This is a genomic window from Oryzomicrobium sp., assembly GCF_021287045.1.
Lineage (GTDB): Bacteria > Pseudomonadota > Gammaproteobacteria > Burkholderiales > Rhodocyclaceae > Oryzomicrobium.
Genome location: NZ_JAJTBG010000010.1, coordinates 131,805 through 144,988 on the forward strand (window position 1 = coordinate 131,805; position 13,184 = coordinate 144,988).

General features: G+C 68.8%; 12 protein-coding genes. 8 read left to right on the plus strand and 4 right to left on the minus strand.

The window, feature by feature from the left end:
- Positions 1 to 280: 280 nt before the first annotated feature.
- Positions 281 to 1,528, plus strand: coding sequence for a polyhydroxyalkanoate depolymerase (phaZ, locus tag LWW89_RS12850; RefSeq protein WP_293264764.1), 1,248 nt, complete (start codon positions 281 to 283; stop codon positions 1,526 to 1,528).
- A gap of 11 nt (positions 1,529 to 1,539) precedes the next feature.
- Entirely contained in the window at positions 1,540 to 1,965 is a 426-nt protein-coding gene (locus tag LWW89_RS12855) for a cupin domain-containing protein (protein ID WP_293264766.1), read from the plus strand.
- Positions 1,966 to 2,079: 114 nt separating this feature from the next.
- On the opposite strand, the gene LWW89_RS12860 is transcribed toward LWW89_RS12855, so the two are convergent.
- Positions 2,080 to 2,469, minus strand: coding sequence for a DUF3293 domain-containing protein (locus LWW89_RS12860; protein ID WP_293264768.1), 390 nt, complete (start codon positions 2,467 to 2,469; stop codon positions 2,080 to 2,082).
- Positions 2,470 to 2,668: 199 nt separating this feature from the next.
- Positions 2,669 to 4,183: a DNA recombination protein RmuC gene (gene rmuC / locus LWW89_RS12865; RefSeq protein ID WP_293264770.1), complete on the minus strand. Its 1,515-nt coding sequence runs from the start codon at positions 4,181 to 4,183 to the stop codon at positions 2,669 to 2,671.
- A 127-nt stretch (positions 4,184 to 4,310) separates the two neighbouring features.
- Between rmuC and LWW89_RS12870 the strand changes: the two genes are divergently transcribed.
- Positions 4,311 to 4,742, plus strand: coding sequence for a hypothetical protein (locus LWW89_RS12870; protein WP_293264772.1), 432 nt, complete (start codon positions 4,311 to 4,313; stop codon positions 4,740 to 4,742).
- 192 nt (positions 4,743 to 4,934) lie between these two features.
- On the opposite strand, the gene LWW89_RS12875 is transcribed toward LWW89_RS12870, so the two are convergent.
- Positions 4,935 to 8,759, minus strand: a complete 3,825-nt coding sequence (locus tag LWW89_RS12875) for a DUF748 domain-containing protein (RefSeq protein ID WP_293264774.1) — start codon at positions 8,757 to 8,759, stop codon at positions 4,935 to 4,937.
- 230 nt (positions 8,760 to 8,989) lie between these two features.
- Here LWW89_RS12875 and LWW89_RS12880 point away from each other — a divergent pair, with 230 nt between their 5' ends.
- The 3 genes from LWW89_RS12880 to LWW89_RS12890 all read left to right on the plus strand — a co-directional run bounded on the left by LWW89_RS12880 (position 8,990) and on the right by LWW89_RS12890 (position 11,032).
- Entirely contained in the window at positions 8,990 to 9,949 is a 960-nt protein-coding gene (locus tag LWW89_RS12880; RefSeq protein ID WP_293264776.1) for a diguanylate cyclase, read from the plus strand.
- A gap of 56 nt (positions 9,950 to 10,005) precedes the next feature.
- A complete protein-coding gene (locus LWW89_RS12885; RefSeq protein ID WP_293264778.1) occupies positions 10,006 to 10,425 on the plus strand; it encodes a response regulator transcription factor in 420 nt (139 codons plus the stop codon).
- A 190-nt stretch (positions 10,426 to 10,615) separates the two neighbouring features.
- Entirely contained in the window at positions 10,616 to 11,032 is a 417-nt protein-coding gene (locus tag LWW89_RS12890; protein ID WP_293264780.1) for a response regulator, read from the plus strand.
- A 10-nt stretch (positions 11,033 to 11,042) separates the two neighbouring features.
- Here LWW89_RS12890 and gloB read toward each other — a convergent pair whose 3' ends face one another.
- Positions 11,043 to 11,876, minus strand: coding sequence for a hydroxyacylglutathione hydrolase (gene gloB, locus LWW89_RS12895; protein WP_293264782.1), 834 nt, complete (start codon positions 11,874 to 11,876; stop codon positions 11,043 to 11,045).
- Between the two features lie 118 nt (positions 11,877 to 11,994).
- Here gloB and LWW89_RS12900 point away from each other — a divergent pair, with 118 nt between their 5' ends.
- Both LWW89_RS12900 and rnhA read left to right on the plus strand, forming a co-directional pair.
- On the plus strand, positions 11,995 to 12,732 hold the full coding sequence (locus LWW89_RS12900; RefSeq protein WP_293264784.1) for a class I SAM-dependent methyltransferase: 738 nt from the start codon (positions 11,995 to 11,997) through the stop codon (positions 12,730 to 12,732).
- Positions 12,722 to 13,183, plus strand: coding sequence for a ribonuclease HI (gene rnhA, locus LWW89_RS12905; protein ID WP_293264786.1), 462 nt, complete (start codon positions 12,722 to 12,724; stop codon positions 13,181 to 13,183). The genes LWW89_RS12900 and rnhA overlap by 11 nt, the downstream gene beginning before the upstream one ends.
- Position 13,184 lies beyond the last annotated feature (1 nt).

Below are 13,184 nucleotides of genomic sequence, written 5' to 3' on the forward strand. Positions count from 1 at the left end.
CGATGGTGCCAGGTGGTGCCTAGGTAATGCCTGATGGTGCCCATGACGCCGCCGGGGGCGCCAAGCGCGGTCATTGTAGCCGCCGGCCAGGGGTCGCGCCGGCAGGAATTCACACCCGGATCGACACCCCGCGGACGGTGCCGCCCGCCGGAAGCGAATCCCTCTCGATAACGAGACGGAAAACCGCTCGGAATAGAGACGGAAGGCCCCGTTATTTTTCAATTGACGGGGGTAAAAAGTTCTTTAGAATCCGCCGGTTCCGTTTCACTCCCGAGTTTCGATGCTCTACGATCTGCACGAGTTCCAGCACAGCCTGGTTGCGCCCTTCCGCCTGTGGGCCGAAGCCACCAGCCAGTTGTTCGGCAACCCCTTCTCCGCTTTCTCCTACCTGCCCGCCGCCCCCAAGGTGGCCGCCGGCTCCGAACTGTTCGCCCGCCTGGTGCGGCGCTACGAAAAACCCGCCTTCGGCCTGGACACCACCACGGTGGACGGCCGCACCGTCGCGGTCGCCGAGGAATACGCGGCCGAGCTGCCCTTCTGCCGCCTGCTCCACTTCAAGCGCGACCTGCCCGCCGGCCGTGCCGCCGACCCCAAGGTGCTGGTCTTCGCCCCTCTTTCCGGCCACTACGCCACCCTGCTGCGCGACACGGTGCGGGCGCTGCTGCCGGCCCACGAGGTGTACATCACCGACTGGGTCGATGCCCGGCTGGTGCCCCATTCCCAGGGCGGCTTCGGCTTCGACGACTACGTGGCCTATGCCCGGGACTTCATCGCCCGGCTCGGCCCCGACGTGCACGTCGTCTCGGTGTGCCAGCCCACTGTACCGGTGCTGGCTGCCATTTCCCTGATGGCCGCCGACGACGATCCGGCCCAGCCCCGCTCGATGGTGCTGATGGGCGGCCCGATCGACACCCGGGTCAATCCCACCGCGGTCAACGACTACGCCCAGGCCCATTCCCTGGCCTGGTTCGAAACACGGGTGGTGACCCGGGTGCCGGCCAAGTACCCGGGCGCCCTGCGCCGGGTGTATCCGGGCTTCATGCAGCACGCCGGCTTCGTCGCCATGAACCCGGACCGGCACATCGATGCCCACGTGGACTTCTACCACCACCTGGTGAAGGGCGACGGGGAGTCGGCCGAGGCTCACCGCCGCTTCTACGACGAGTACAACGCGGTGATGGACCTGCCGGCGGAGTTCTACCTGGAGACCATCGAACGGGTCTTCCTCGACTACCACCTGCCCCAGGGCAAACTGATGGTGGGTGGCCGCCGGGTCGATCCCGCCGCCATCCGCAAGACCGCCCTGATGACCGTGGAGGGCGAGCTGGACGACATCTCCGCCCCGGGCCAGACCGAGGCCGCCCACGGCCTGTGCGCCAGCCTGGAAGCCGGCCAGCGCCGCCACTTCCTCTGCCCTCAGGTCGGCCACTACGGCATCTTCAGCGGCCGGCGCTGGCGCGAGGTGATCTGCCCCGAGGTGGCCGGCTTCATCCGCCGCTTCGAGCGGCCTGCTACCGTCCAGGACTGAGCGGCAAGGTGATGAGCTCCCCTGGACAGTGCAAGCCCCTGGTCACGCAGCGGGACGCGGTGCCCGCCTACGTGACCAAGGACGGCTCGGAGATCCGGGAGCTGATGCACCCGGCGGTGCATCCCGGCGCCCGGGCCCAGAGCCTGGCCGAGGCCACCGTCTTCCCCGGCCAGCGCACCCTGCTGCACCGCCACGGCGTCACCGAGGAGCTGTACCACATCACCGCCGGCAACGGCCGCATGACCTTAGGCAACGAACAGTTCAACGTGGCCCCGGGCGACACGGTGCTGATTCCGCCAGGCACCGCCCACTGCATCGAGAACACCGGGGCCGTGCCACTGCGCCTCTTGTGCTGCTGCGCCCCGGCCTATGCCCACGACGACACCGAGGTCCTGGAAGGGGACAGAACGACGGAAGGCCCTGCGGCGGCAGGCTGAAACAGCCGCCCGGCGGGAAACGATTTTCGGCCGGAATTCGGCGGGAAACACCGACGCCCGATTGCACCACCTGGCACCAAGGCTTGCTTGCCACCGGGCGCCAGTCGGAGTGCCTTACTTGCCGCGCCCGCCCCGTTCCTTACGCCCCAGCCACACCACCCGGGGTCGGCCGTCCCGCTGCCCCGCCACCAGGGCGTTCTGGCCGAAGGCCCGGCCCAACCGGCGCAACAGGGCCAGAGGCGGGTCGAGAACCAGGCAGGACGGTTCCGCCGGCCAATCGGGGGCATCCGGGCCGTTCACCGCCGGCAGGACCCGTAGCCCGTGGGCCGCCAGCCGCGCCGCGAGGCGGGCCTGGCGGGCGGCATTTTCCGCTTCATCGCATTGCACCGATCCGGGATTGCAGGCGGTGATTACCGCGTAGCGGCGCGCGCCGGCGCGCTTGAGCCAACCGGCCAGGGCCGGGCTGGGCCGGCCGGGAACGATGTTCACAAAGGGTAGGAGCAAGGCCGAGGGCGAAATCCCGCGCGAGGCGACATCCGATACGCCGCCCTCCCCCACCCCGCCAAACCCCAGGCGGTAAGCCGTTCTCCGGTAGGCCTGCCCCAAGCGCGAGCGCTGGCGCGCCTTCCAGCGGCCACCCTTTGGAAACGCCCTACTGGCGCGGGGTTTGGGCCGGCGCTTTTTGGCCGGCCCGGCGTGGGACTTAGACCAGCTCTTCTTCCACGTCGCCATCGCCGGCCTCACCGCCCTCCTCACCGAGCAGGGCCGTGGCCTCGCCGCTGGGCAGGGCTTCCACCGATTTGAGCTTGCGGCTCACCGCCCGGGTGCGCACCTCGGCCTTGTCGATGGAGTTGGTGGCTTCCTGGAGCTTCTTCTTGGTGTGGGCCAGGGCGTCGCCGAATTTGCCGAACTCGGTCTTGACCGCGCCGAGCACGGCCCAGACTTCCGACGAGCGCTTTTCGATGGCCAGGGTCTTGAAGCCCATTTGCAGGCTGTTGAGCATGGCCGCCAGGGTGGTGGGCCCGGCCAGGGTGACCCGGTAGTCGCGCTGCAACGCCTCGGTCAGGCCCGGGCGGCGCAGGGCCTCGGCGTACAGCCCTTCGGTGGGCAGGTAGAGCACGGCGAAGTCGGTGGTGTGAGGCGGCGCCACGTACTTGGCGCGGATGGTCTTGGCCTCGTCCTTGAGGCGGGCCTCCAGAGCCTTGGCGGCGGCTTCCACCGCCACCGGGTCGGCCCGGTCCTGGGCATCCACCAGGCGCTGGTAGTCCTCCACCGGGAACTTGGCATCGATGGGCAGCCACACCGGGCTGGTCTCGCCAAAGCCGTTGTCGTCCTTGCCGGGCAGGCGGATGGCGAATTCGACCCGCTCGCCGGAGCCAGGCACGGTGGCCACGTTGGTGGCGTACTGGGCCGGGGTGAGGATCTGTTCGAGCAGGGCGGCCAGCTGCACCTCACCCCAGGTGCCCCGGGTCTTGACGTTGGTCAGCACCCGCTTCAGGTCGCCCACGCCGGCGGCCAGGGTCTGCATCTCGCCCAGGCCGCGATGGACCTGCTCCAGGCGCTCGGAGACGAGCTTGAAGGATTCGCCCAGGCGCTGTTCCAGGGTGGCGTGGAGCTTTTCGTCCACGGTCTTGCGCATCTCGTCGAGCTTGACGCCGTTTTCCTGCTGCAACGTGGCCAGCCGGGTTTCCACCGCCTGGCGAAGCTGCTCGAAACGGCCGTCCAGGCCGTCGGACACGGCCTTCAGCTGCTGGGCGAAGGCGTCCAGGCTGCGGGTCTGGGTCTCGGTGAGTTGACCGATCTGGGTGGTGAGCGTCTGGCTCAGGGTCTGGTTGAGGGTCTGCACGCTCTGGGTCAGGCTCTGCCCCAGGGTCTGGCCGAAGCTACCGACCTGGCCGGACAGGGTCTGGGCCAGGGTGGCGGCGCCCCGATTCTGCTCGTCGCGCTGCTGCAAGGCGGCGGTCTGGGCTTCCTGGCGGCTGCGGGCGAACTCCTCGCGCAGTTCCCCGCGCAGCTCGCCTTCGAGCCGTCCCAGGGCGTCGCGCAGGCCCTTGTCGAGGGCGTCGAGGCGTTGTTGCAGAACCAGGGCGGCCTGGGCGGCGCCGTCCCGCTCATCGGCGAGGCGGTTGAGGCGGCCCAGCACGCGCAGGCCCACCGCCAGGGCGGCGCCGGCAAGCAGGGCGGACAGTACGGAAAGCAGCAAGAAAAGATCGCTCATGGAGAAATAAGTCGCAGATGGCGCCACCGGGGGAAAGCCCGGCAGCGGGAGGGCAACATAGAATGCGTAGAATGGCCGCCATTGTAGAGCACCGACGCCATCCGCCCTTCTACCCGACGCCCCGATCATGTCCCGCCCCAGCCTGTTCCGTCGCCTGTTTGCCCCGTTTTTCTGGATCGCCGAGGACATGGCGGCCCTGGGCCGTGAACTGCGCCGCGCCGAGACCTGGGGCCTGATCGGCATGCTCCTGCTGTTCGGCCTGATGCTCGGCCTGGGGCTGTACTACGGCCTGAAGGTGGACTTCACCCTCAAGCTGCGCCAGATGGCGTCGTTCTCGTGCAGCGACGTGGGCAACTGGCAGGCGGTAGGCATTTTCTACGGCGCCATCGTCTTCGCCCTGGCGGCCTTCCTGGCCTTCGGCGAATACGCCAACTACGTGGATACCCGGCGGCGCGGCCAGCGCGCCGGCAACCCGGGCCGGGCCACCCTGCTGCTGGGCCTGCTGGCCCTGGTGGTGGGGGGCGGCCTGGTGTGGTTCCTCGCCCAGTTCTGCGGCTGATCGAAAACTGCCCGTAACCGCCTGACCGGCGGGGAGGGTCGGGCCGCTACGCCGCCCCTACCCTCCTCTCCACCGCGCCAGCCGGCCGGCCGCCACGCAGGCAATTGCGGCGGGACGGCCGCACCTACCCCCAGCACCAGCCCGGAGCCGTGGGGAATCCATCGCCCACGGCTTCAGTAGGCGCCCTCTGCCTCAGCGCAGGGACAGGGCCACCCGGGGCTGGCCGGCGTCGCTGCCCGCTTCCAGCTTGGGCGTGACCAGGAACAGCCGTTCCGAGGCAATGCCCTTTTCCACCAGGTAATCCTGCACGGCCTTGGCGCGGCGCTCGGCGAGCTTGCGCAACTCGGGCTCGCCAGCCGGGGTGTTGGCCAGCAGCAGGCGCTCCATTTCCGGCACCGGCAGGGTCTTGGTCAGGCCGATCAGGTTGCGCGGCTTGGGGAAGCTGGCGTCTTTGTAGACCTTTTCCAGCAGGGCCGGGTATTCGGCCGGGGACACGGCCACGTCGTCGGCGTCCGGGTCGGCGGAACTGCGCTTGCGCAGCTTGACCTTGCGTTCGAGCTGGGCGCGCCGGTAGTCGTCGGCCTCCTTGTCGCTCACGGCGATACCGGTGATTTCCACGTTGAGGCTCTTGCGGTCGTTCAGCACCTTGAGCAGGGTATCGAGCTTGCCGCGCAGGGCATCGTCCAGGCTGGAGCGGCCGGGGGCGAACGCCAGCTGCTCCAGGTCCTCGCCGCCGCCGAAGGCCTTGGCGAGCAGGCTGAAGGGCGCAGTGACCGCCTTGGTGATGAGGTTCTTGACGATCTGCCAGATCACCCCGCCCACCGAGAACTGGGGATCGTCCAAGGAGCCGGACACCGGCAGGCGCAGGTCGATCTCGCCCCGGTTGTTGGTCAGCAGCGAGATCGCCAGGCGTACCGGCAGCTTGATCGCATCCGGGCTTTCCACCCGCTCGCCCAGGGTGAACTGGTCGAGGAAGATGTGGTTCTCGGCCTTGAGCTGGCGGTTTTCCACCAGGTAGGACACATCCACCAGCAGCTTGCCCTTCTCGATGGTGTAGCCCAGGTACTTGCCCGAGTAGGGGGTGAAGGTGGTCATCTCGATGCCCTTGGCCTCCATCTTCAGGTCCAGGAACGGGTCCTTGGCCAGGGGGTTCACCTTGCCGGAGATGACAATGGGGGTGCCGATGCCCAGCCGGCCGCGGATGTCGAAGTCGGCGCGCACCGCCGGGTCCGACGACAGGCTGCCGATGCGCCCGCCCAGATCCACCAGCCGGGCCGAGTAGTTGGGCTGGACGAACTGGTCGTTCACGAACACCCGTCCGCCTTGCAGGGTGACCTTGCCCACGCTGATCCGGGGGCCGTCCGCCGCCGGCGCGGCCCCGGCCTTCTTGGCGCCGTCCTCGGCAGGTTTGCCGGCGGCCTTGCCGCCTTCCTTGGCCGGTGTGGCCTGGCCGCTCCCCTGGCCACCGTCCTTGGCCGGGGCGATGGGCTTCATCAGCTGCTTGAGGTTCAGCTCGCCCTTGGGCGACACCTCGACCCGGGCGGCGAAATCCGACAGGGCCACTTCCCGCACCGCCACGTCGGTGACCGGCAGCTTGACGTCGATACCGCCGAAGTAGAGGGACTTCCAGTTGAGGAATTCGTCGCCGCTGACCGCTTCCACCGCCGACAGGTCGCCCAGGGTCATGTCGCCGCCGATGCGGCCGGCCAGGGCCCCCCCCACCTTGCCCTTGGGCTCGGCCAGGGCCACCTTGAACGATCCGGTGAACTGGCCCTTGGCCAGGCGGAAACCGACCTTGTCGGCCAAGTAGGCCTGGACCGGCTGAAGGCCGATCTGGCGCGCCCGCACGGTCAGCGCCACGTCCAGGGGCGCCAGGGCGACGGTGCCTTCCGCCTCCAGGCGGCCCGGCGCCATGTCCGAATTGTCGCCGGCCCCGGCCTTACCCGCACCCGCCGGCTTGCCCTTGGCCGCCTTGCCGCCTTTTTTCGTCTTGCCTTGCTTGGCCGCCTTCTCCGCACCGGTGGCGGGAGCCGCGGCCTTGGCGCTGCCCTGGTCGGCTTGCGCCGCGGCATCGTCCGGCGCGGCCTTGGCCAGGGAGGCTCCCTTGCCCCGGGCCAGGCTGCGCCCCTTCTGCTTGCCCGGCGCCGCCGCGGCCACCTCGCCGGGGATCACCGCGGTGCCCACCTTGACCGTCATGGCCTTGCCCGGCGCCGTATCCACACCGGCCAGGGCCACGCTCAAGTCGTTGAGCTTGAGCTTGGCCGGCAGCGGCGCGCTGCGGTCTTCCACGTCCACAGCTGCGCCGTTGACCGCCACCTGGGCCACCTGGACGTGCCAGGCAGGGGGCGCTGCGCCGCCGGCTGCGGCCTTGGTCGTTGCCTTTGCCGCTTTGGCCGGCCCGGCATGGGCAGACGCCTTGCCGTGGGATTCGGCGGGGGTGCCGTCGGCGCCCGCATCCGCGACGAAAGGCAGGGGCGTCACCAGCCGGCCATCCTTTTCCCGCACCAGGGACACCTTGGTCCCGTCCAGGGCCACCTTGTCGATGGCGATGCCCTGCTTGGCCAGGTCGGCCTCGCCGCCGCTCACGGTGAGGGTGCCCAGTTGGGCCCAGTCGCCGGCCTGGAGCGCGGCGGACAGGTCGAAGCGCACCGGCTTGGCGAAGCCGGCGGCCACGTCCCGCAGGCTGACCTGGAGGTCGCTCACGGTCAGGCGCCGGGGCGGCCCCTGGAAGCTGTCGTCCACCACCACGGAAACGCCGCTCAACTCGATCTTGGCCACCGACCACTTGAATTCGTCGTCTCCGGCCGCGGCAGGCTTGTCGGACTTGGCCGGCGCCACCGGGGCAGGCACCGCAGGGGCCGGGGCGGCCACCGTTTTGTCCGTCGCGGCGGCCTTGGGCTTGGCGGCCGGGGGACTCGCCAGGGCCAGCCAGTTGATCTTGCCCTGGCTGTCACGGCTGACGTGGAGCTCGGTCTTTTCCAGACGCACACCGGCGATGCGCGCCGAGCGTTCCAGGGGCTCCACCTTGTCCAGGGTCACCGCCAGGCGCTCGCCGGCCACCAGGGGGGCGCCGCCCTTCTGGCGCACGTCGAAGTCGCGCAGGGCCACCTCGCCCGACAGGGCCAGGCCGATCGGCTGGTCCTTTTCCAGGCGTAGGCGGGCGTTGACGTCAAGGTCGACGCGGGCCTTTTCCACCTTGAGCGGCAAGGCGGCGTAGTTCAACAGGGGCAACGGGTCCAGGCCCGTGAAGGCGAAGCGCACCGTGGCCTCGGGCACGGCGGCAAAGGGCACGGCCTCGGCCTTGAGTTCGAAGGGGGCGCCGTCGAGCACGCCCTTGAGCACCGGCTGGGTGGCGTCCTCGCCCCGCCCCAGGTTGGCCAGGCGGGGCAGGAGCAGGTCCAGGTCGGCCAGGGTCGTGGTGGTGCCGGCCACCCGGTCGTCCAGGGTGATGCGGCCGCCGCGCAGGTGGAAATCCCGCAGTTCGAACTTGGGCGGCGGGGTCTTCTCCTGGTCGGGCGGCGAGCGCAGGGCGTCGATGATGTCGGAGATGTTGGTGCGATTTTCGGAGAAGCGCACCAGATTGACCTCGGGGCGCTCCAGGTCGAAGTCGGCAATGACCGGCTTGAAACGCACGAAGGTGGAGGCCGACAGGTCCACCATCAGGCGGTCGAAGGCCAGGATCGGCTTGTCGCCCTGGTCAGGTAGGGAGTCGATGCGAAAGCCTTCCACATCCACCCGGAGGGTGAAGGGGTTGATCGCCAGCCGGGCGATGCTCACCGGCCGGAGCAGCTTTTCCGACAGCAGGTGGGCCACCGTGTCCTTGAACAGGGGGCCCGAGGCAAAGCCCACCGCCAGCCACACCAGCCAGGCGATCCCCACGATCCAGGCACCGCGCCGCACGCCCCGGCGCCTGGCCAGGTCGGCAGCCCGGGCCTTGAGGGAGGCCCAGGAAAGGTCGGGTGCGCGGTCCTGCGGATTCGGGGGCGTCGGCGGGGAAGGCGGCATCTGTTGCGGCATGGCGTGGGCGGCGAAAAACGGGGTAAAGGTATGACAGTGTACGCGGCGGGAGTTGCACCGTCACGACGGGCGGCGATCCGGCGCGCCGGTCTGGGCCAAATCCGCCGCGTCGGGCGAGAACCCGGCCTTTCGGTTACAATTGCGTCATAAGCAGCGCAACGCCAGAAAATACCAACAACACTTGTCTGCGGGAGGCTGGACGCGTCCTTGGAAAGACGCCTTCTTCACCCATGAAAGTTCTCGTCGTCGAAGACACCCGCACCGCCCGCGTGGTGGTGTGCAGCCAGCTCGAACGCATGGGCATGCAGCCCCTGCCCGCCGGCGACGGCCTGGAAGCGGTGGCAATGTTCCAGCAGGAACGTCCCGACCTGGTGCTCCTCGATCTCATCCTGCCCGGCATTGACGGTTTCGAAGTGGCCCGCCGCCTGCGCCAGCTCGAAGGCCCCGGGGAATGGACCCCGATCATCTTCCTCACCGCCAGCTACAGCGACGACCACCTGGAAAAGGGCATCGCCGCCGGGGGCGACGACTTTCTCGGCAAGCCCGTCACCGAAGTGGTATTGCGCGCCAAGCTGCGCGCCATGCAGCGCATCGTCCAGATGCGCCGCTCCCTGGTGGTGCTGACCCGCAAGCTCGACGCCGCCAACCAGGAACTGGAGCGTCTCTCCAGCATCGACGGCCTGACCGGCGTGGCCAACCGCCGCCGCTTCGACACGGCCCTGGAGGCCGAATGGCGGCGCGCCCAGCGCTACCACCGGGTGCTCGCCCTGGTCATCTGCGACGTGGATTTCTTCAAGAAGTACAACGATGCTCTGGGCCATCAGGCCGGCGACGACTGCCTGCGCCAGGTGGCCGCCACCATGGGCCGCGCCATGGAGCGGGCCGGGGACCTGCTGGCCCGCTACGGCGGCGAGGAATTCGCCATGATCCTGCCCGAAACCACCCTGGGCGGCGCCGCCTTCGTGGCCGAGCGGATGCGCTACAGCGTCGAGCAGTTGAAGCTAACCCATCCGGATTCGCCCGTGGGCCACGTCACCCTGTCCTGCGGCGTGGCAGCCTGCGTACCGGGGCCCGAGAGCACGCCGGCGGACCTGATCGCCGCCGCCGACCGGGCCCTTTACGACGCCAAGGCCACCGGCCGCAACCGGGTCGCCCGGATCGAGGGCCTGCTGCTCGAACCGACCCCCTAGCCCCGCCACGCTGCCCATAAATACCGACTCGCCCCGATTCAGCCGTCCGCCCCGCCATGACCGCCGCCGAAGCCCCCCCCACTCCCCCCTCAGAGTTGCCCACCGTCTTGATCGTGGACGACAACGAGATCATGCGCTCGCTGCTCAGGGCCATCCTGCGCAGCGAACCCTACGAGGTGGTGGGCGAGGCCCGGGACGGCGCCTCGGCCCTGGAGGCGGTGGAACGCCTGACTCCCGACATCATGCTGCTCGACGTGGTGATGCCCGAGATCGACGGCATCGAGGTGCTACGCACCACCCGCCGCGACTATCCGGACACGGCGGTGATCATGGTCACCGGCAACGCCAGCGCCGAGAACGTCCAGGAAGCTCTCAAAGCCGGCGCCGCCGGCTTCGTGGTCAAGCCGTTCAACGCCGCCAAGGTAGTGGATGCCCTAACCCGGGTGCGCCGCACCCTGCCCCGCTTCGCCCGCTGACCTTCTGTCCCCGCGGGCTTTCACGCTCCCGATGCATAAGTAAATCCGTCTTCGGCCCCGTGCTGTCCGGGGAACTTTGCCTTCTTGGCGCGCTCTTTCCAAGAGTTCAAGACCCTGATTGCGATGCGGGTATCCGTAACGCCTGCCTTTTCCCAGGGCCCGCCCCTCTGCGCCAGACGAACGGAGAACCATGAAGAAATCACGCTATGGCACCGTCCGGGGAAAAGTACTTATCGTCGACGACAACGACGTGACCCGCGAACTGCTCCGGACCATCGTGCGCACAGAGCAATACGACATCGTCGGAGAGGCTCTGAACGGCGCCGCCGCCCTCGAAGCAATGAAGCGGCTTGCGCCCACCATCGTACTGCTCGACCTGGTAATGCCCGAGATGGATGGCTTTGAGGTGCTGCGGGAAATACGCGCCAGCTACCCCGCCACAGCAGTGATCGTGGTCACCGCCCACACCAGCGCAGAAAACATCCGCGCCGTTCTCGACGCGGGTGCGGCAGGCGTCGTGGTCAAGCCTTTCAAGCCGGCCCAGGTGGTGGAAAGCCTGGCGCGGCTCGTGTCCTCTCCCCCGATCCAGGTACAACCGCAATCCTGAGCGTGCGGTGCTACCAGCGGTTGCGCCACTCCCGCAGGGCGGCGAACACGGCCACCGGATCGCCATCGGGGGCCATGTCGGCCACAGCGGCGGCCAGCGCCGGTTCGGCACAGCGCAAGAACGGATTGGTGGCCCGCTCCAAGGCAAGCGGCATCGGCACCGTGGCCTCGCCGCGGGCGCGCAACCGGCGGATTTCCTCACCGCGCTGGGCCAGGACGGCGTTGTCCGGGTCCACGGCTTCGGCAAAGGGCAGGTTGAGCAGGGTGTATTCGTGGGCGCAGAACACCAGAGTATTCTCCGGCAGGGCGGCCAGGCTGACCAGGGATGCATGCATCTGCCCGGGCGAGCCCTCGAACAGGCGCCCGCAGCCCAGGCCGAACAGGGTGTCGCCGCAGAACAGCAGGCCCGGTGCTGCGCCCTGTCCGGGCTCCAGGTAGTAGGCCAGGTGTCCCCGGGTATGTCCCGGCACCGCCAGAACCCGCAGCGGCACTGGCAGGCCCGGCACATCCAGGGTCTCGTCACCGGCCAACGGCCGGGTGACCCCTGTGATAGACTCCAGCGCAGGCCCGAACACCGGGATTCCCGGAAAACGTTCGAGCAGGCGCGCCACCCCGCCCACGTGGTCGGCATGGTGGTGGGTGAGCAGGATGGCCGCAAGGCTCAGGCCCCGGGCATCCAGCAGCCGCTCCAGCAGTTCCGCCTCGCCCGGGTCCACCGCCACGGTCCGGCTGCCGCCGGCCTGGCCGATCAGCCAGATGTAGTTGTCGCGAAAGGCCGGGATGCGGCCCAGGGCGAACCCGTCCTGGGTCCAGGTGGCCAAGGGGGTGCCGGGTAAATCGGGCAACCCTGGTAAATCCCGCCGGCGAGGAGCTGCGGCTGTGGTCATGGTGTCGTCCTCCATGCCGCGATTTCCCCATCCCGCGCCCCTTCTGTCAAATCCATCCACAGCACCAGACAACAGCATGTCGATCCCGGGTCTTCAGGACTGGCTTTCCACTCCCCAGGGGCAGTACGTCCTGGGCTGGGAACAGGCCAAGGTGGAGCAGGCGGTGGGGGACATTTTCGGTTTCCACGCCGTCCAGTTGGGGCTGCCGGAATGCGATTTCCTCGCCGCCAGCCGCATTCCCCTGCGCTTGTGCGCCGGCGATGCAGGCCCCATCGCCGTGGCCTGCGACTTCCGTGAATTGCCTTTCGCCACCGGCAGCGTCGATCTGGTGGTCCTTCCCCACGTGCTGGAATTCGCCGAAGACCCGCACCAGGTGCTGCGGGAGGTGGAACGCATCCTGATCCCCGAGGGGCAGGTGGTGGTGATCGGCTTCAATCCCCTGTCCCTGTGGGGCCTGCGCCGCGGCCTGGCCCGGCGGCGCAACTGCTTCCCTTGGAATGGCCGCTACCTGTCGGTGCAGCGCCTCAAGGACTGGCTGCAACTGCTCGGGTTCGAAGTGAACCGGGGCAGCTTCGGCTGTTATGCCCCGCCGCTCCGCCAGGAACGCGCCTTTTCCCGCTTCCGCTTCATGGAGCTGGCCGGCGACCGCTGGTGGGGGTTTGCCGGCGGGGTCTACATGGTGCGCGCCGTGAAGCGGGTAGCCGGTATGCGCCTGATACAGCCGGCCTGGCACAACAGCCGCCGGCGGGCCAAATCCCTGGCCCCCATCGCCCAGAAAAACCGTCGTTTATTGACCCACCGTAATGAGCACTGAAACCATCGTCGAGATTTACGCCGACGGCGCCTGCCGCGGCAACCCGGGCCCCGGAGGCTGGGGCGCCTGGCTGATTTCCGGCAGCCACCAGAAGGAACTCTGGGGCGGCGAACCGGAAACCACCAACAACCGCATGGAGCTGACCGCTGTCATCGAGGCCCTCACCGCCCTGAAGCGGCCGGTGGCCGTCCGGGTGCACACCGACTCAAAATACGTCCAGCAGGGCATTTCCAGCTGGATTCACGGCTGGAAGCGCAACGGCTGGAAAACTGCCGACAAGAAGCCGGTGAAGAACGCCGACCTGTGGCAGCGCCTCGACCAACTGGCCGCCCAGCATCAGGTGGAATGGCTGTGGGTGAAAGGCCACGCCGGCAACGTCGGCAACGAAAAGGCCGACGCCTTGGCCAACCGGGGCATCGACGAACTGCACGCCGCCGCGCGGAAGAACTAAG